This is a genomic window from Lactococcus sp. UBA7128 (assembly GCF_002492185.1).
Classification (GTDB): domain Bacteria; phylum Bacillota; class Bacilli; order Lactobacillales; family Streptococcaceae; genus Lactococcus; species Lactococcus muris.
This window is the reverse complement of record NZ_DKXK01000012.1, coordinates 15,915-33,370: the sequence shown is the minus strand read 5'-3', so window position 1 is coordinate 33,370 and position 17,456 is coordinate 15,915. Positions and strand designations below refer to the sequence as shown.

The window sequence follows — 17,456 nt, the reverse complement described above, 5'->3', positions numbered from 1 at the left end:
TGATTTACAGATCAATCTTTTCAATATGTCAAACAAAATAAATTAAATTAAAATGAAATAAAGTAAAGTAAAGTGTATGAGGCGGGGATTAATAGTTAAATTCATTAAAGTATTTGGAAACTTTTTTTGCTTCCTCCTTTGTATTATAGTCAAGTTTTGGCTGTAATAAAACAATTTGCAATACTCGCCTCACATACTCATCCATTATAATCGCTGTATGCTCAATTTCGTCAGAAGAATAAGTAACTTTGTTACCATGAGTTTGTTTGCTTCTTATTCTAAAAGCCATTTTAATAGTATCTAGAAGCTCTTGGTTTTTTCTTGCTTCTTTTCAAAAGTTTGAAGCTTAGTCGAATATGCAAATATATTTGAAATATTATTTTCATCCCCTTTATTTAGCTTTAACAAATTTGTAGTTATATTTTTTAGGGCTTTCTCTATTTTAGTACTCTTCATTCCTTCAAGAGCATATACACATTGTAAAACTTGCATATAAAAATCAATTTTTACAGGTAGGTGCCCACTTCTTCGGGCAAACTGCAAATTTAATAATGCTCTAATAAAACTCGATTCCTTACTTCTATCTAATTTATCATTTTCTATAGTAGATGCTCTTTCAGAATGATGTATGACAGGGGGAGCGTCAGATAGAGGTTTAGTCATTATTGGATACAACAAAAAATAGTTTTTTTCGACCTGCTTTATTTCCTCCTCTGTTAAAGCAATTGCTTTTCGCTCCCCATTTGCTAGAGTATACGGCATTTCTATACGTATATGACTTTGATAACCACTTTTAGTAATAAAATAAGTATTATTTTCTTGTACACATGAATCTTTGACAAGCCAAATTGCTGTAGATAAAATAATAATGTTTTTATATTGCCTAGAAAAAAATAAATGGTATATATTGTCAACCTTTTGTTTTGCAGCAGTATTGTTATTTTTAAAGATATCTAATCCAATTTCGTAAAGTGATTTCTCTATCTCATGAGGGAGCTTAAATGTAAAACAAATACTTGTTTTTTCTTTGAATTCATTTAGTCTCAATAAACCATAATTTTGTTTAAAGGCTTTTTCCAATTTTTTATTTTTTTTTAAACAATGATTGATTGGATAAGACTTCAACTTTTTCAAAAGGTAATGTCTTCTCTACATGACTGTCTAAAAATAAAAGATTTCTATGTATATTGAGATAACTAATTTCCATAGTGATATAATTCATGCTATTCTCTCCTAAATCAGAATATTGTTATTTTATTATTCTCATTGTATCATAGTGTGTAAAGTGGAAATTCCAGAAAAATAAAAAAGTTCATTTCATCCTTAATTTTACTGATAAAAACGTCTAAATTCCTGCGCCAAATCAGTAAATGCCGAGGTCAAAATCTCATCCTTATCCTGAGTTGCAGTACCTTCTGCCCGCACCAACTGAAAGTCGTCAAAACCCATTATTTCTTGGAAGATTGTTTGCATATAGTGTGGTGCAATATCGACAGATTTATAAATATTGTCTGCTGTATAGACCGAGCCGCTGGCAAAAAGCATGAGCACCTTATAGTTGTCTTTCATCAAGCCTTCTGAAACTTTTCCTTGCTCATCTGGCGCAGCAAGATAACGGAAAGTTTCACGGGCAATCATCAGGTTATCAATATAGTCCTTCATACGTGAGGTGATGTTGAAGTTATGTAAAGGCGTGGATACAACGATTCGTTGGTGAGCCTTAAACTGTTCTAATAAAAAGTTACTGCGTTCAGCAATTTTACTTTCAGAGGGGCTTAGTTCCTTACCGGCTGCTTGTTTATCCCAAACATCCCAGAGTGAGTCGGACTCAATGCGTGGAATGTCTTCCTCATAAAGGTTCACAATGGTTAGGTCATTTTCTGGAAAATGTGTGTGGTAAAGTTCCAGAAATTTATCCTGCAGCTGAACAGAAAAATGTTCATGATTTGCAAAGTCTGGATGTGCGTTGATTACTAAAGTTTTCATAAATAAAATCTTCTTTCTTTTGATATACTTAGTATACAACGAAATAGTGTCAAAATGAGTCACTATTAAAAACGGAGAAAATAAAATGGATAAATCAGTACGTCTGAACCAAGAACTCATCTATCTCAGCGACAAACATGAGTTTCAACTCAAAGACCTCATGCAAGAATTTAATATTTCACGGCGGACAGCTTTACGGGATGTTGAAGCTTTGGGGCAAATGGGTCTGGCCTATTACTCCGAAACGGGAAAACATGGCGGCTATAAAATCATCAATCAAAAATTATTACCCCCTGTTTACTTTAATAGTGACGAGATTCATTCGATTTTCTTTGCTTTATCTGCACTGCGGCAACTGTCCAGCACCCCTTTTGAAAAATCTTATGAACAAATCCAACAAAAGTTATCTGCACTTTTGCCTCAAGCCCAGCAAAAAGAAGTGGATAAACTTCTGAAAGTCGTGCATTATTATAGTGTGCCACCGATTAATCCACCGAAAGCTTTGGCTTTGATTTTGCAGTCGATTTTGGAAAGTAAGGTTGTTTCGCTGACTTATACCCAGTATGAAAGGACAGAACTTCATTTACAATTTAATGAAATTTTTTATCGGGATGGGATTTGGTTTTCCAGTGCTTATGATATATTTGCGGAGCAGTGGGGCACTTACCGTTGTGATTATATGGTTGATGTTGTCCTTGAAGAACGTTTTAAGCAGACTTATACGCTGGCAGAACTTGATGACTTTCAAAAAACATATGAAAGTGAGTTTCACAATATCCCCTTTCGTTGTCGCTTGACGCAGTTTGGTAAGGAGTCTTTCTTAAAACACCGTTATCCTAACATGGAGTTGGAGGAAGTCGACGGTATTTTTTATATGACAGGCGGTTATCACGAGACAGAGTTAAACTATATGGTGCATTATTTAACCTCTTTTGGTAAACACTTGGTGGTCGAAGAACCACCACAACTGAAAAAAGCTTACTTGAATCACTTAAAAGAGATGCTTTTACTGCTAGAGTAAGTTTTTTATGTTTCTCATAGCTATTGGGAATCAGATTGTAAATCTTTTTGCTCTCGCCTATCTTTGTGCTAAAATAAATTTATAACGAACAGGAAGGAGTGCAAACCATGACAGCATCAATGAAAATCTGGAATAAACTCTAAAATTGCATATTTTTAGGGTCTGTAATCAGAATTTCAAGGGTGTGGTCTGCACTTTTTAGAAATTATTAAGAAAGCGGGCAACCGCTTTTTTCTGTGTCTTCATACGGCCCTTCAGAACATATTTGGAGGAAAAAGATGCCTTTAGCACTAGAGATGAAAAATGTTAGATTGAGTTTTAAAGACCAAGATATTTTAGAGATGGAACACTTGACGGTTTATGAGGGAGAAAAGATAGGAATAATCGGTGCCAATGGGCAAGGAAAATCAACTTTGCTACAGCTTATTGCGGGTCAGATAAAACCTGATTATGGGAGGGTTGAGCGGTACATTGATATTGAATATCTGAGACAAGTTGGCGGAGAAGCTAGGGGTGCCCTTGACTATGAGTGGTTATCACGGATGCAGGTGCCAGCTCAGGCTTATGAAAACTTGTCTGGTGGGCAGCAGCGTAAGTTTATGCTCAGTCAAGTTTTAGCACACTATCCTCAAGGTTTATTATTAGATGAACCAACCACGCATTTGGATAAAGAAAGTATTGAAGAGTTGGTTAAGGAAATCCAGTATTACTACGGCACTGTACTTATCGTGTCCCATGATCGTTCTTTTTTTAACGCCACAGTACAGAAGATATGGGAAGTCGCCGAGGGACAAGTGACGGTCTATAGCGGCAACTATCAGAGCTATGTCCAAGAAAAAGAGAAGGCTGCCCTAGAGGTTGTGCGCTATAATGAGAAGCTGGCAAAGGAAAAAGTACTTTTAGAGCGTGCCATTGCCACGAAAGAAGCTAAAATAGCCAAGCAGGCAGACAATGTCGCTAAAAATTTGAAACGTGCGATAAAGCCTGACCGCTATTCGGCAACCAAGTCCAAAGACAGTGTACAAAAGGCAGCCCAGCGACAAGTGAAAGCCATGAACACAAGGTTAGACAAGCTTGGCGACTTTGAAAAGCGAGAAGAAGAGCGAGAACTCAGATTTCCTCTCCCTCAGAGTCTCGTCTTGCACAACAAATTTCCCATCATGGCAGACAGGTTGACAGTAAAAGCAGGCGAAGCAATCCTGCTGGACAAGGTTGATTTCCAGTTTCCTCTAGGAAAAGTGATTGCTCTTTCAGGGCCAAATGGTTCGGGAAAATCCAGTCTGTTGCGAAAAATTATGGCGGGAGATGAACACCTGACTTTATCGCCAAAGTTGAAAATAGCCAGTTATGGGCAGCTGGATTATGAGCTTCAATCAGAGTTGCCTTTATTGCAATATCTGACTGGGCAGAGTGATTACGATGAGCCTTTCATTCGTAGCCTTCTCGTACAGTTAGGCTTTAATCACAGTCAGATGCGAACAGCGGTCCATAAATTATCCGGTGGGCAGGCGACAAAAGCTGTTTTGGCACACACCTTTATCCAACCCGCAAATCTCTTAATCCTAGACGAACCGACGAACTTTATTGATTTAGAAACAATAGAAGCCTTGGAAAAGTTTATCAAAAGCTATCCGGGAACAATCATTTTGACTTCACATGACAAAGCTTTTGTGGAAAAAGTGGCAGATGTTCACTATGAGATTTCAGAAAAGAAATTACGCCAAGTTGACTGAGAGGGAACTTACAAAATCCAAATCAGTAGCTGTAAGCCCTTTCTTGTGATAAAATAAAGATAAAAATTTCTCTATACAGAAAGGGGTTATTATGGCTCATGTACATCCTTATATCACGCTCAACAATACGAAAGAGGCGTTGGTTTATTACGAAAAAGTTTTAGGGGCGAAAAATATTCACCGTGTACCTGTTGGTACAGAACAAGCAGCAGATTTTGGTGTTTCAGCCGATCAAGCCTCAGAGATGACCATGCACAGTCAGTTTGATATTTTAGGCGTAACGATTATGGCTGCGGATAATTTTAAAGGGGAAGAGTTAGGCTATAGCGGTGTTTCTATCATGTTGGATGTGAATGCAGAAGATGCGGAAGCCATGGCAGAAGCTAAAGCTTTTTGGAAACATCTGTCGGAGAGCGGTCAAGTGACAGTCAATATGGCTTTTGAAGAACAGTTTTGGGGCGGTGCTATGGGTGATTTTACTGATAAGTATGGTGTGCACTGGATGTTGCACGCACAACCTTACTCCAAAAATGCTGTCAGATAAAACACAGTTATACGTCGTGCGAGTTTAGCCCCATTAGCTGCTCTATCTGCCTTGCTCTATATCTATATAAAGCGAAATTAAAGAAAGGACTTGCGCGAACAAGCCCTCTTTAAAACCGTATGAAGAATGGTAGCATTTCATTATTCTATAAATAACGTCATTGCTAAAGTTAGGCGTTATTTTTTATGTTCATCGTTGACTTTCAAAAGGAAAAATATGAGAGAATACAGTCTTTTTTCTAGTTCAAGTTTATTTTTTCTAAAGTGCTTGAGTCAAGTTGTTTTTATATATAATCCTACTTTAACTGAAACTTCTAGCTGAAATAAGTTTGAAAAAGTGCTATAATGATTGAGCTATGAACGGAATTCTGAATGTATATAAAGAAGCAGGTTGGACATCTTTTGATGTCGTGGCAAAGCTGCGTGGGATATTAAAAACAAAAAAAATAGGACATGGAGGGACTCTTGATCCCCAAGTAACAGGCGTTCTTCCTATCGCAGTAGGAAAAGCAACAAGGCTTTTAGAGTACATGGAAGAGGCAGGAAAAGTCTATGAAGGCGAAGTGACTTTAGGATTTTCGACAGAAACTGAGGATGCGGAAGGCGCAGTTGTCGAGGTAACGAAAGTGCCTACACATCTATCTTGTGAAACCGTTGATGCTGCAATGGCAAAGTTTTTAGGTGACATCCAACAAGTACCACCGATGTATTCTGCTGTTAAAGTAAAGGGCAAACGTCTTTATGAATATGCGCGTGCTGGAGAGAATGTTGAACGACCTATACGTCAAGTGACGATAAAAGAATTCGTGCGTACAAGTCCAATAAGCTTTGAGGAAGATTGTGCTCGTTTTACTTTTCGTGTGACTTGCAGCAAGGGAACTTACGTTCGCACACTTGCTGTAGACCTATCTGCTGCTTTAGGTTATGCAGGACATATGTCAAAACTGCAAAGAACATCTGCCAATGGTTTACAGATTGGCGATGCATTAACCTTAGGGCAAATTGAAGAATATGTGAAACTGGAAGAACTTGGGCAGATACTGCAGCCAAAAGAAGTCGCTGTATCTGACTTGCCTCGTATTGACTTAAGTTCTGAACAAGCAGAAGCAGTACGTGTCGGCAAAAAATTTGAACTGTCTGATTTTGCCAATATAGAAGCAGACAAAAAAGTGGCCTTGTTTTACAAGGACAAACTCCTCGCTGTTTATATGAAACATCCCGAAAAATCAGGAATCCTAAAACCACATAAGGTAATAAATTAAAATGAAAACTTTGTATTTTGACGAAATTGAAAATTGGAATGAACCGACTGTCCTTGTTTTAGGCTATTTTGATGGTTTGCACCGAGGACATCAAGCTCTTTTTGCAGAAGCAAAAAAACTCGCAGCAGTTTTGAATTTGAAAATTGCTGTCTTAACCTTTCCAGAAAAACCAACGCTCATTTTTCAAAAGTTTGAACCTGACATGCTATTGAAATTAACCAGTGACAAGAAACGAGAAGAACTTTTTGCAGAAAATGGTGTAGATTATCTTATCTTTAAGGATTTTACTTCTTGTTTTGCCAAACAAACTGCAGAGGAATTCTCCAAGAATGTTCTCGATAAATTCCTGCCTAAAGTTGTTATCACAGGCTTTGATCATAAGACAGGCTCAGATATGACACAGCTCAAAGGCAATGATCAGTACAAAGTTGTTGTTGTTCCAGAGGTTTCTGATGAAAAAGGAAAAATCTCATCTACACGTATTCGTGAGTTGGTGAAAACGGGAGATATTGCGTCAGCCAATGCACTTTTAGGTTATCCCTATGAAATCACTGGAATTGTTGTGCATGGTTTTGCTCGTGGTCGTACGATTGGTTACCCAACGGCGAATTTAGCCATAAAGGACTTCATTCATATTCCGTCTCCAGGAGTTTATACTGTCGATGTCTTATTACAGGGGGAACGTCAAAGAGGATTCGCTTCAATCGGCTACAACGAAACTTTTAACGGTAAAGAAAAGACAGTAGAAATTCATATTTTCGACAAGGATCTGGATCTCTATGGAGAAAAACTAACCGTCCTTTGGTTGGATAAGATTCGTGACATGATTAAATTTGAAAGCGTCGATGCTCTAATTGCTCAGATGAAAGAGGAGGAAAAAAAAGCACGTCAATATCAAGAAAAGTAAAGAGAGTCTTATTTGGAATAAGGCTTTTATAAATCTGTCTTTTGCGAAAATGGAACATTAATCTTAGCAGAAAGTTTCAGATTGTGATATACTTAATAAGAACAATTTTTAAGGAGAACATTAATAATGTCACGTAAACCTATTATCGCTGGTAACTGGAAATTGAATAAAAACCTCAAAGAGGTTAAAGAATTTATCGCAAAGATTGATGGCAAATTGCCAACAGAAGACAAAGTAGATGTTGCTATTGCAGCACCTGCACTTTACCTTGTATCAATGGTGCAAGAACGCGGAAATAACCCACTTAAAGTTGCAGCTGAAAATGTTTACTTTGAAAATTCAGGGGCTTTCACTGGTGAAATTGCTCCTGCTATGCTTGCAGCTGAAGGTATCGAATACTCTATCATCGGTCATAGTGAACGCCGTGAATATTTCCATGAAACAGACGAAGACATCAACAAAAAAGCGAAAGCGTTGATTGAAGCTGGTGTAACACCAATCCTTTGCTGTGGTGAAACACTTGAAACTTTTGAAGCTGGTAAAACAGCAGAGTGGGTTTCATCTCAAATCGAAGCCGGTCTTGCTGGTATTGACGGTAAAGATGTTGCGAACATGGTTATCGCTTACGAACCAATCTGGGCTATCGGTACAGGTAAAACTGCGACAGCTGAAATCGCTGACGAAACTTGTGGCGTTGTTCGGTCAACTGTTGAAAAACTTTACGGTAAGGAAGTTGCAGATGCAGTACGTATCCAATATGGGGGTTCTGTAAAACCTGAAACAGTTGCTGAACTTATGTCTAAAGAAAATATCGATGGTGCCTTGGTTGGCGGTGCTTCACTTGAAGCAGATTCCTTCCTTGGTCTGCTTGAAATTTACAAATAATTGATGGAAAGAGAAACTCGTAGGAGTTTCTTTTTTTCGCAGATTTTAAGAGGGAGTGGCATAATAAAACTGTCTGGGTCTCGGATTTTTTATACGTTTATCTTACTTTCTGAAATTTATTTTATTTAATAGATTAAAATGTTACAATAGTGTAAAAGAGGTGATGTGAATGACAGATATAGAATATTCCTATGCCGTTTTAGACATCTTAGAGCAGCTTCAAGAAAATATTCGTAAGCGAGATAACTTAAAACGTGAGGCAAGAAAAAAACAGACAGAAGAAGCAGCAACGATGGCAATGTTGTTTTCCCTTATTATACCTGCTACACTTCTCATTATATTTGTCATTATTGAGACAACCGATTTAATTTCAGTAGCTACTTTTGGGGAAACTTTGGATAACCCTTACATTGTGATTGTTGGCATCTTGCTTTTATGCTCATCTTTTGCTGTATATTCTTATCTCTTTGTAATGCACAGCTGGCGCCAAGGATGGATAAAATTTGGAGCGAAGCGCGTTAAAAAAAGAGTCTATCAAGCCATGAACGATCAGAAAAATGAGATAGGCTTAGAGCTTAAAAACATTTTAGAATCAAGCCTGTTGATGCATTCACGTATTCCAGATAAGTTTTTATCTGTAAGGTCAGTTACTTTTTTAATCCGAACACAGGAAAGCAATCCAGAGATGACTCTAGAAAATGCAATCAGTAAGTTGGAGCAAGATATTAAAAATAAAGACAGTGCACACGTTCTTTTGAGAGAAGATGAGTTATCAATGATTGAAAGAGAACGGCAAAATCGCTATCTTAATTTCTTGGCTGAAATTTTTGAATAAGTATAGAAAGTAAAAGAAAAGAGATGAACAGTAAAGAAAAAGAGGTGCAGTCTGATGCGACAAAAGATTTTGTCAAAGATAAGTATTTTGAAGGAGGAAATTTTTTACTTAAATTACGTCAAACCTTGGTTACTCTAGCCTTTTGGTGGATGATTATCTTCCCACTTTTGACTTTGATAAACTCCATCTCCAGACAGCGGATTTGGAGAAATATCTATCGTTGGACTTGGGCAGATGGTCTGTTATTGGCTCGTGACCTTTTTATCATGGTGATTCTCTCCCTGCTCGTTTTTATTATTATTGGAGGATTTTTTCTACTGAGAAATAACCGTAATTTGAAAAAAATTTATCCGGAGAGAAAAACATACGATGAAGAACGTGCCACGGCCCGTTGTGCAATTTTGGAAGAAGCTTATGCTGAAAGATTTGGGGATAGGGAATTTCGTGAAAATGTCGATTATTATTCTGTCGTTCCTGAAAAAAATCTAGACACAGGCTTTGCTCATGAACGTTTCAAGGACGGAGGTTATCCTTATGAGTGATTCTATACTGCAGAATCTATTTTGGGTGCTTGTCTGCTATCCTTTGATTGGCGCAGTAGGTTGGACCATTGGAGGAATTTATTACCGTTATTTCTACAGGGGACGAAACCGTAAGTTCCACCCAATCATAGCAGCAGAGCAACCGATGGTTTCAATCATGATTCCTGCACATAATGAAGAAGTGATGATTGAGGAAACCATTGAGTATCTGATGAATGAGCTCAACTATGAAAACTATGAGGTACTGGTGTGTGACGATGGCTCCTATGATATGACCTCGGAAATTCTCGCCTCTCTCGCTTTCCGCTACTCGAACCTCAGAGTGCTTCATGTGGAGAAAAATAAGGGAAAAGCACACGCTTTTAATATTGGAATATCTTTTTGTAAGGGTGAATTCGTTCTTTCAAATGATGTGGATACTGTACCTGAGCCAGATGCACTCATCAAGTATATGAATTATTTCATGGATCCGGCTTATCAAAACTGCGCTGCCGTAACGGCCAATATGGATGTTCAAAACCGTTCACTCCTATTAGAAAAGTCGCAGACGGTTGAATTTTCATCCATTGTAGGGATTATCAAGCGAAGTCAATTAGGTCTTTTAGGATCTATGTATGCTTATTCTGGTGCCAATACAATGTATCGCAAAGCTGCTGTTTACGATGCGGGCCTCTTCCGTCAAGACAGGGCAACAGAAGATATTTCCATTGCTTGGGATCATCAGTTGAATGGCTGGCAAGCCTTGTTTGACCCCGATATCATGTTTTATATGAATGTGCCAAGCACTTTGGAAATGCTTTATAAACAACGGAAACGTTGGGCCAAAGGTGGAATTGAAGTTTATTTTACTAATTTTTTCAAGGTTTTTAAACATCCGTTAAAGCATATCAGTCAAGTGGTAATGATGATTGATCAAACGGGCTCTATCTTATGGAGTTTCCTTTATTGCTTTGGGCTTTTCTATATGCTCTTCCGTTTTTTCTGGTTAATACTCAGCCAGCAAACAGAAGCGCTGTTGCACTATGTTGACATGATATTTGTCTTTTACTCCTTTATGGCGATTGTGGGTTCATGGCAGCTTTTTGCAGCTTTAGTTATGGACAATCATGCCAAGAAATTGAAATATCTGTTCTTTGCGCCTGTTTATATGCTCTGGTATTGGCAGGTCAATACTCTGACCATCATCACAACTTTCATCCCAGCTCTAAAAGCAGTCATGGGACTTCAAGGTGAGGGAACTTGGGTAAGTCCAACACGTACTAAGATGAAAGATTAAAAAAGTAAAAGTACTTTACTAAGACATAGAAATGTTGCCTTAGTGGGGTATTTTTTTCTTTTATAGAAGCTTATTTTCAGTGATTTTTTAAAGTGTTCAGTTTTTCCTGGAGTAAATTTTCTTAAAATTGGTCTTCCTGTAAAAGTATATTCGTGTTAAAATGTAACCGTATTCAAAAATGGGAGGAGGTCGTAATGAAAGGAGAAATTCCTAATAGCCAGCAGCGCAAATTTGTTATCTTGGAACGCTTAATGAATCAGGAACATTTGAGCTACAAGAAGCTTTCTGAGGAGTATTTTGTCTCAAGAAGCAGTATTGCCAATGATATATCATACATAAAAAAACTGCTGGGACCTGAAGAGATAAAAATGACCTTTGATAATTCAGGGACTTATCTCAAAGCTACCGAGGTACAATTTCAAAAAATAATAAAACAAATTATACTGGCTGCCTTATCAGACGAAAAAAGGAATTACTTTATCGATGATATTTTATTGTCACAGATATCCACCATTTTTTACCAACTTCTGAGAGAAAGAAAACTTGATATTTCGGAAAGTTATGGGCAAAATATAGTCGTTTCTATCGCTGTTATGGTACAGCGAGGGAAGGCGGGAAAGTACATTGAGATCCAAGAAAGGGATAAGTTAGAAGAACTGATATCCGGCTTTAATATTTATCCCTTTACCCATGATTTACTTCAAAAAATTGAAAATGCAGGAATTTACCAATTTTCTTTGGAAGAGGTTCAGCATCTTAGTCATATTATTGCAGGCAGCGGATGGAATATTTTCGAAAGTCAAGACAGTGTGCCCCTTAAGTTTCGTAAAGAAACTGAACGTTTTATAAAAAGAGTTTGTGAAAATATCGATATAGATATTTTCAGTGATATACGCTTACAAGAAGAACTTGCTGTCCATCTCTACCAACTTTTATTACGCACGGAGGCGCAAAATTCAGTACACAATCCTTTGACTGAGGAGATGAAAAAACGCTATCCTGCGCTGTACGGTATTGTCTGGTTAGCTTTGCAGGATTTTGATAAGCAATATCCGCTTGAACTCTCTGATGATGAATTAGGTTTTATTGTTATTCATTTTCAAGCAGCGATTGAACGTGTGAAAAGAGTAAATAAAATCTTGCTTGTCTGTCCAAATGGTGTTGGGGCAAGTTCTTACATTTCTGCCAAAATTGCTCATATTCTACCAAGTAGCACCAGTATTGAAACGGTATCAGTGACTCATCTAGAGAATGTTGATATGAGTAAGGTTGCATTTATTGTGACGACAATGGATTTGCCTAAGGTAGAAAAAGCAGTTGTCAAAGTTACGACCATGCTTACGGCTAAAGATATGAAAGCCATTATGAATCAATTTATAGATTTTATTGAGGAGGAAAAGAAGCAAGATTTACTGCTAGAAAATGTAAAAAAAGTGGATCTTTTTGATCACATTTATTTTTTAGACTTAAAGACTCGAGAAGAAGTTTTGAACTATCTGATTGCGCAGCATGAATTTGATGATGCCCATCAAAAAGCTAACTTTATGCTGTCACTCTGGGAGTCAGAAAAAATCGGAACCTATTTAGAAAATGGATTTGCTTTGCCACATGGTAGTCCAAAATATGTTAACAAGAAGAATATTTCGGCTGTAGTATTGAATAATCCAATCAGCTGGGGAGGAAAAGATGTAGATATTATAGTCTTACTTATGGTACCGGAAGATTATAAAACAATGGAACCTGTGATGAAGATGATTATCCGAGGGATGAGTGACAAGGAGTGGTTTATTTCTAAGATGATAGAAGAAAGGAAGGTTTAAATAGAATAAAAGTCATGAAAAAAAGAGAAAAAGAAATTTTCAATCCTTATATTCAATTCAAAGACAAGGTCGAAACCTGGCAAGAGGCCATACAGTGTGCTGCTCAACCACTTTTGGAAAACGGACTAATTGAAGAACGCTATATCGATGCGATGATTCAGAATGTGATTGAACACGGCGAGTATATTATACTCGTACCGAAAGTGGCTTTACCTCATGCACGTCCAGAGTCAGGTGCAAAGGGGACAGCAGTGAGCATTTTACGTTTAGAAAAGGCTGTAGCATTTAGCGAAACAGAGGATGTATCATTGATTATCTGTTTAGCTACCAGAAACAATACAGAGCATCTGGAACTGCTGACACAACTTTCTTCCTTGATTGATGATGAAGAAAAAGTGGAGTTATTGTTAGGAATTAAAGAAAAACAAGCTTTTATTGAAAAAGCAAATGAAATTATTCAGAAGGAGACTTAGAAGATGTTAAAAGTAATTACAGTATGTGGAAATGGTATAGGAAGTAGCAACTTACTTGCTATGAAAGTGAATCAAATTGCAAAGGCAAATGGAATCGAAGTTGATGCAAGACCAAGTGACTTTAACGCAGCGATGGGAGAAGCAGCTGATTTATTTGTTACGGTTGATGAATTTGCCAACCAGTTCCCTGAGGGGAAAAAGGTAGCAGTTGTACGTAGCTACGTGAATAAAAAACAAATTACAGAAGATGTTCTTCCTGTTTTGCAAGAGATTGTGGCAGAAAAAGAATAACTTCAATTGTCTATAAATAACTTTAGGAGGATTAAAGGTGATATTTTTAGAGTTTGTTAGAGATCTATTCAGTGAACCAGCGTTTCTGATTGGTATGGTGGCCTTTGTTGGTCTGCTTGCATTAAGAGCGCCGGCGCATAAAGTTATGACTGGGACTCTAGGTCCGATTCTTGGCTATTTGATGCTTGCAGCTGGTGCAGACGTTATCGTAGGGGCGATGGATCCCTTGTCCAAGATGATTGAAAAAGGTTTCAACATTACAGGAGTCATTCCAAATAATGAAGCGGTTGTCGCAACAGCGCAGGATATTTTGGGAGTTGAAACAATGTCCATCCTTATCGTTGGACTGGTAGTTAACCTCTTGATTGCTCGCATTACACGTTATAAATATATTTTTCTGACAGGACACCACTCATTCTTTATGGCTTGTTTACTTTCAGCTGTGCTTGGTGCTCTCGGCTTTAAAGGTGCAATGCTTGTGGCCACTGGAGGATTCTTTTTGGGAGCATGGAGTTCGATTTCTCCAGCGATTGGCCAAAGATATACTCTCAAGGTTACAGATGGTGATGATATTGCGATGGGACATTTCGGATCAGTTGGATACTATATTTCGGCTTGGATTGGAGGACTAGTGGGCAAAGGCTCTAAATCTACAGAAGATATTCAAGTTTCGGAAAAATTTGGTTTTTTACGTAATACCACAATTTCAACTGCATTGATTATGATCATTTTCTATCTGGTTTCTGCAATCGCAGCTGGATCAGACTTTGTAATGACACTATCGGGTGGACAATCTCCTTACTTATTTGCTATCATTAGTGCCCTCAAGTTTGCTGTTGGAGTTGCCATTGTTTATGCTGGTGTTCGTATGATTTTACAAGACTTACTCCCTGCATTTCAGGGCATTGCTGAAAAGATTATTCCGAATGCTGTACCAGCAGTTGACTGTGCGGTATTCTTCCCTTACGCTCAAACTGCTGTAATCATCGGCTTTATCTCAAGTTTTGCTGCAGGATTGGTTGGTATGGCGATTCTGGGAGCTGTTGGAGGAGTGCTTATCATTCCAGGGCTTGTTCCACATTTCTTTTGTGGCGCGACAGCCGGTGTTTATGGAAATGCGACAGGAGGAAGACGAGGGGCTATCGTTGGTGCATTTGTCAATGGACTGGCAATCACCTTCCTTCCAGCATGGCTTTTACCAGTCTTGGGAAATCTAGGATTTGCTAATGCTACATTTGGTGATTTTGACTTTGGTACGATTGGTATACTTCTTGGTCGTGTTGGTGGAACATTTGGTCAAATGGGTATCTGGTTACTTGTAGCTTTTACTGTGCTTGTATTATTCCTCCCAAGCGTCTTGAGACCCTCAAAACGTGCGATAAATAATGTTGAATTTGAAGGAGAAGAAAAATGAAATTTGATATTGAGATATATTCTGATGGAGCCGTAATTTCAGACATGCTGGCAATGAAAGAAAAAGGACTTGTAACGGGATTTACAACGAATCCCTCGCTCATGAAAAAGGCAGGGATTACGGATTACATAGCTTTTGCGCGTGAGGCCTTGGATAAGGTTGAGGGGTTGCCTATCAGTTTTGAAGTTTTTGGAGATGATTTTGAAACTATGGAAAAAGAGGCTCTCCTCATGGCTGAGTTGGGTGAAAATGTTTTTGTGAAAATTCCTATCACAAATACTTTAGGAGAATCCAGTGTACCGTTGATTAAAAAACTCTCTGCTCAAGGTTTAAAGTTGAATGTGACAGCTTTAATGACTGAAAAGCAGGTAGAAGATACGGTTGAAGCTCTTGCGCCAGATACTGAAAATATAATTTCGGTCTTTGCAGGTCGCATTGCAGACACAGGGATTAACCCGAAACCTTTGATGAGAAAGGCGCTAGACATTTGCCGCCAAAAAGAAGGGACTAAACTGCTCTGGGCTTCAACACGTGAAGTTTATAATATTATCCAAGCAGAAGAACTTGGGGCTGATATTATCACTGTACCACCAGCAATTCTCGACAAATTAAGCATGTATCATATGGATTTGGAACAACTTTCGCTTGATACTGTAAGAATGTTTAACAAGGATATAAAAACACTTGGCTTTACAATATTAGACTAGATTAAATCAAAAAACGCTTGAAAATTTTTCAAGCGTTTTTGCTTTGTGCTCATAATGCACAGCTATTCATCAGGAAATTCATTCCCTCTTTTTCAGATAATCAGAATAATATTCTTTAAGCAAATTGATGATTTGCTTGCCGATTAAATAATAGTCTTCGGTAGGAAGATTGGCTTGAGAAATGCGAAGTGTGCCACTCGAAGCTCCAAAACCTGTACCATCCATTAAAACGACACCATTTTTATCTGCCAGATTGAGCAGAAACTCAAGGTAATCAAAGTTCTCCTCGAGATAAGTCCGGAATTTTTTACCAAAACGAATTTCAGCTAAATGGTAGATATCAACCAGCGTATAGTATTTGGCATTTTCTTTAGAATTATCAGGCTCTAATTTCATTGCTTTGAGCAAATCTTGATAGCGTTCATCGATAAGAGACTCGCAGGCCTCAAAGTAAGGATCCGTTTCCTTACGATGGATCAAGTGTGTGAAAGCAAAGAGCACTTCCATGATTTGCTGAGGTGTTGAGAGTCCAGCCGTATGATAAAGCCCAACAGAACGAGAGTCAGCAACGATGCGTTCAATGAAAGGCAATTCTGCTGTATCATGAGTAACAATATCATAGCGTTTATCTAGCTTCTCAATGTCTTCAGGATCAAGTTCAGAAATGAGACGATCAAACACATTATCTTCTTGCATAGCAATAAGACCTAAACGCCAACCTGTTGCCCCAAACAGTTTTGAGAAAGAGTAAACCAAGATTGTATTATAAGGGGCAACGCTGTAAACAGATTGGAAATCTTGGACGAAAGTTCCATAGACATCATCTGTAATAATAATCAAATTAGGGTTTTTTTCAACAGCACGTTTCAAGGCTTGAAGTGTTTCTTGATTGAAAGCTTTAGACCCTGGATTTGACGGGTTTACTAAAAAGAACGCTTTAATATCAGGATCAGATAATTTTTCAATTTCTGTTTCTGGAATGTTCCAATGATCACTTTCATCAGAAGTTATGAGTGTTTCTACCAGGTTAAATTCGCTCAGTCCAGGCAACTGCAAATAAGGGGTAAAAATAGGTGTATTGATAGCAATTTTGTCACCAGGAACAACCAGTTTATTACGCTTAAGTGAGTTGAAAATATAGACAATAGCTGCTGTTCCCCCTTCTGTCGGGAAAATCTGTGTCTTATCTTCGAGATGAACGCCATTATAGAGGATTTTCTCCATAAAACGATTCAGTATAATTTCTGTATTTTTCAAACAACGGCTGGGCACCGGATAGTTGTTTCCAATGGCACCATCGATAAACTCTTTAATCACTTCGTCAATATTGAGTTTGAGATCAATCTCGATATAGTCCATCACATCAATCAAAAACTTATCGATCTCATCATCATCGGGTTCTAGAAAGGCCTCAAATCTTTGCCCAATCCCCTTTAACGTCGTGTAACCAGCCATGTCGGTTTTTTCGATGGTACGAAGGGAGTCTTTGATACCAAATTCAATCAGACGATTGAAAGCCAGGCGTGCTTTTGTATTAATCCAGTTTGGATTACCACGTCCAGCATTTAAAAAGATATTGTCTTTCTTATTTTTTTCTGCCAGTTTAAGCATTTCAAAGCTGACTTCAAATGCTCCTAAACCAGTGTAGTCAGTAATGGTAACTTCTTTTTCCATATGTTCTCCCAGCTGAATTTATTGAACCTTTGCTATTAATTATAACATAATAAACAAAAACAATTTGACTAAAATAGTATAAAATGA

General features: G+C 37.9%; 18 protein-coding genes. 14 read left to right on the top strand and 4 right to left on the bottom strand.

Annotated elements, in window-relative coordinates; all coding sequences use genetic code 11:
- Nucleotides 1–88: 88 nt before the first annotated feature.
- The 3 genes from B4H39_RS01445 to B4H39_RS01435 form a co-directional block, all read right to left on the bottom strand.
- A complete protein-coding gene (locus tag B4H39_RS01445) occupies nucleotides 89–289 on the bottom strand; it encodes a hypothetical protein (RefSeq protein WP_251421744.1) in 201 nt (66 codons plus the stop codon).
- A gap of 11 nt (nucleotides 290–300) precedes the next feature.
- Nucleotides 301–1,080: a hypothetical protein gene (locus B4H39_RS01440; protein ID WP_286927475.1), complete on the bottom strand. Its 780-nt coding sequence runs from the start codon at nucleotides 1,078–1,080 to the stop codon at nucleotides 301–303.
- Between the two features lie 249 nt (nucleotides 1,081–1,329).
- A complete protein-coding gene (locus B4H39_RS01435) occupies nucleotides 1,330–1,986 on the bottom strand; it encodes an FMN-dependent NADH-azoreductase (protein WP_251421749.1) in 657 nt (218 codons plus the stop codon).
- An 85-nt stretch (nucleotides 1,987–2,071) separates the two neighbouring features.
- Between B4H39_RS01435 and B4H39_RS01430 the strand changes: the two genes are divergently transcribed.
- From B4H39_RS01430 to B4H39_RS01365, 14 genes are all read left to right on the top strand, one after another.
- Nucleotides 2,072–3,007, top strand: coding sequence for a helix-turn-helix transcriptional regulator (locus B4H39_RS01430; RefSeq protein ID WP_251421752.1), 936 nt, complete (start codon nucleotides 2,072–2,074; stop codon nucleotides 3,005–3,007).
- Nucleotides 3,008–3,285: 278 nt separating this feature from the next.
- Nucleotides 3,286–4,740 carry a ribosomal protection-like ABC-F family protein gene (gene abc-f / locus B4H39_RS01425; protein ID WP_251421756.1) on the top strand — a complete coding sequence of 485 codons (1,455 nt, stop codon included), beginning with the start codon at nucleotides 3,286–3,288 and terminating at the stop codon, nucleotides 4,738–4,740.
- Between the two features lie 91 nt (nucleotides 4,741–4,831).
- On the top strand, nucleotides 4,832–5,284 hold the full coding sequence (locus B4H39_RS01420; RefSeq protein WP_251421759.1) for a VOC family protein: 453 nt from the start codon (nucleotides 4,832–4,834) through the stop codon (nucleotides 5,282–5,284).
- 355 nt (nucleotides 5,285–5,639) lie between these two features.
- Nucleotides 5,640–6,545 carry a tRNA pseudouridine(55) synthase TruB gene (gene truB, locus B4H39_RS01415; RefSeq protein ID WP_251421763.1) on the top strand — a complete coding sequence of 302 codons (906 nt, stop codon included), beginning with the start codon at nucleotides 5,640–5,642 and terminating at the stop codon, nucleotides 6,543–6,545.
- 1 nt (nucleotide 6,546) lies between these two features.
- The gene (locus B4H39_RS01410) at nucleotides 6,547–7,452 is read left to right on the top strand and encodes a bifunctional riboflavin kinase/FAD synthetase (protein WP_251421766.1); all 906 of its coding nucleotides are present in this window, start codon (nucleotides 6,547–6,549) and stop codon (nucleotides 7,450–7,452) included.
- Between the two features lie 126 nt (nucleotides 7,453–7,578).
- Nucleotides 7,579–8,337 (top strand): triose-phosphate isomerase, encoded by a 759-nt coding sequence (gene tpiA, locus B4H39_RS01405; protein WP_202230386.1) that lies wholly within the window; start codon nucleotides 7,579–7,581, stop codon nucleotides 8,335–8,337.
- Between the two features lie 169 nt (nucleotides 8,338–8,506).
- Complete coding sequence (locus tag B4H39_RS01400) at nucleotides 8,507–9,172, top strand: hypothetical protein (RefSeq protein ID WP_202230385.1); 666 nt, start codon at nucleotides 8,507–8,509, stop codon at nucleotides 9,170–9,172.
- A 23-nt stretch (nucleotides 9,173–9,195) separates the two neighbouring features.
- Nucleotides 9,196–9,714: a hypothetical protein gene (locus tag B4H39_RS01395; protein ID WP_251421769.1), complete on the top strand. Its 519-nt coding sequence runs from the start codon at nucleotides 9,196–9,198 to the stop codon at nucleotides 9,712–9,714.
- A complete protein-coding gene (locus B4H39_RS01390) occupies nucleotides 9,707–10,990 on the top strand; it encodes a glycosyltransferase family 2 protein (RefSeq protein ID WP_251421772.1) in 1,284 nt (427 codons plus the stop codon). Before B4H39_RS01395 ends, B4H39_RS01390 begins: the two co-directional genes overlap by 8 nt.
- Nucleotides 10,991–11,184: 194 nt before the next feature.
- Complete coding sequence (locus B4H39_RS01385) at nucleotides 11,185–12,810, top strand: BglG family transcription antiterminator (protein ID WP_202230382.1); 1,626 nt, start codon at nucleotides 11,185–11,187, stop codon at nucleotides 12,808–12,810.
- A 14-nt stretch (nucleotides 12,811–12,824) separates the two neighbouring features.
- Nucleotides 12,825–13,283 carry a PTS sugar transporter subunit IIA gene (locus B4H39_RS01380; protein WP_202230381.1) on the top strand — a complete coding sequence of 153 codons (459 nt, stop codon included), beginning with the start codon at nucleotides 12,825–12,827 and terminating at the stop codon, nucleotides 13,281–13,283.
- Between the two features lie 3 nt (nucleotides 13,284–13,286).
- Entirely contained in the window at nucleotides 13,287–13,574 is a 288-nt protein-coding gene (locus B4H39_RS01375; RefSeq protein ID WP_202230380.1) for a PTS sugar transporter subunit IIB, read from the top strand.
- A 94-nt stretch (nucleotides 13,575–13,668) separates the two neighbouring features.
- Nucleotides 13,669–14,988, top strand: coding sequence for a PTS ascorbate transporter subunit IIC (locus tag B4H39_RS01370; protein ID WP_251421812.1), 1,320 nt, complete (start codon nucleotides 13,669–13,671; stop codon nucleotides 14,986–14,988).
- Nucleotides 14,985–15,695 (top strand): transaldolase, encoded by a 711-nt coding sequence (locus tag B4H39_RS01365; protein ID WP_251421775.1) that lies wholly within the window; start codon nucleotides 14,985–14,987, stop codon nucleotides 15,693–15,695. Before B4H39_RS01370 ends, B4H39_RS01365 begins: the two co-directional genes overlap by 4 nt.
- Before the next feature lie 78 nt (nucleotides 15,696–15,773).
- Here the strand turns inward: B4H39_RS01365 and B4H39_RS01360 are convergent, their stop codons facing one another.
- Nucleotides 15,774–17,369: a bifunctional aspartate transaminase/aspartate 4-decarboxylase gene (locus tag B4H39_RS01360; RefSeq protein ID WP_251421778.1), complete on the bottom strand. Its 1,596-nt coding sequence runs from the start codon at nucleotides 17,367–17,369 to the stop codon at nucleotides 15,774–15,776.
- Nucleotides 17,370–17,456: the final 87 nt, after the last annotated feature.

Excerpts from the sequence above, each read along its gene's own strand:
- truB (WP_251421763.1), top strand. The coding sequence starts at position 5,640 with ATGAACGGAATTCTGAATGTATATAAAGAAGCAGGTTGGACATCTTTT.
- B4H39_RS01390 (WP_251421772.1), top strand. The coding sequence starts at position 9,707 with ATGAGTGATTCTATACTGCAGAATCTATTTTGGGTGCTTGTCTGCTAT.
- B4H39_RS01445 (WP_251421744.1), bottom strand. The coding sequence starts at position 289 with ATGGCTTTTAGAATAAGAAGCAAACAAACTCATGGTAACAAAGTTACT.
- B4H39_RS01435 (WP_251421749.1), bottom strand. The coding sequence starts at position 1,986 with ATGAAAACTTTAGTAATCAACGCACATCCAGACTTTGCAAATCATGAA.
- B4H39_RS01380 (WP_202230381.1), top strand. The coding sequence starts at position 12,825 with ATGAAAAAAAGAGAAAAAGAAATTTTCAATCCTTATATTCAATTCAAA.
- B4H39_RS01365 (WP_251421775.1), top strand. The coding sequence starts at position 14,985 with ATGAAATTTGATATTGAGATATATTCTGATGGAGCCGTAATTTCAGAC.
- B4H39_RS01360 (WP_251421778.1), bottom strand. The coding sequence starts at position 17,369 with ATGGAAAAAGAAGTTACCATTACTGACTACACTGGTTTAGGAGCATTT.
- B4H39_RS01370 (WP_251421812.1), top strand. The coding sequence starts at position 13,669 with ATGGTGGCCTTTGTTGGTCTGCTTGCATTAAGAGCGCCGGCGCATAAA.
- B4H39_RS01400 (WP_202230385.1), top strand. The coding sequence starts at position 8,507 with ATGACAGATATAGAATATTCCTATGCCGTTTTAGACATCTTAGAGCAG.
- B4H39_RS01385 (WP_202230382.1), top strand. The coding sequence starts at position 11,185 with ATGAAAGGAGAAATTCCTAATAGCCAGCAGCGCAAATTTGTTATCTTG.
- B4H39_RS01430 (WP_251421752.1), top strand. The coding sequence starts at position 2,072 with ATGGATAAATCAGTACGTCTGAACCAAGAACTCATCTATCTCAGCGAC.
- B4H39_RS01395 (WP_251421769.1), top strand. The coding sequence starts at position 9,196 with ATGAACAGTAAAGAAAAAGAGGTGCAGTCTGATGCGACAAAAGATTTT.
- tpiA (WP_202230386.1), top strand. The coding sequence starts at position 7,579 with ATGTCACGTAAACCTATTATCGCTGGTAACTGGAAATTGAATAAAAAC.
- B4H39_RS01375 (WP_202230380.1), top strand. The coding sequence starts at position 13,287 with ATGTTAAAAGTAATTACAGTATGTGGAAATGGTATAGGAAGTAGCAAC.
- B4H39_RS01410 (WP_251421766.1), top strand. The coding sequence starts at position 6,547 with ATGAAAACTTTGTATTTTGACGAAATTGAAAATTGGAATGAACCGACT.
- B4H39_RS01420 (WP_251421759.1), top strand. The coding sequence starts at position 4,832 with ATGGCTCATGTACATCCTTATATCACGCTCAACAATACGAAAGAGGCG.
- abc-f (WP_251421756.1), top strand. The coding sequence starts at position 3,286 with ATGCCTTTAGCACTAGAGATGAAAAATGTTAGATTGAGTTTTAAAGAC.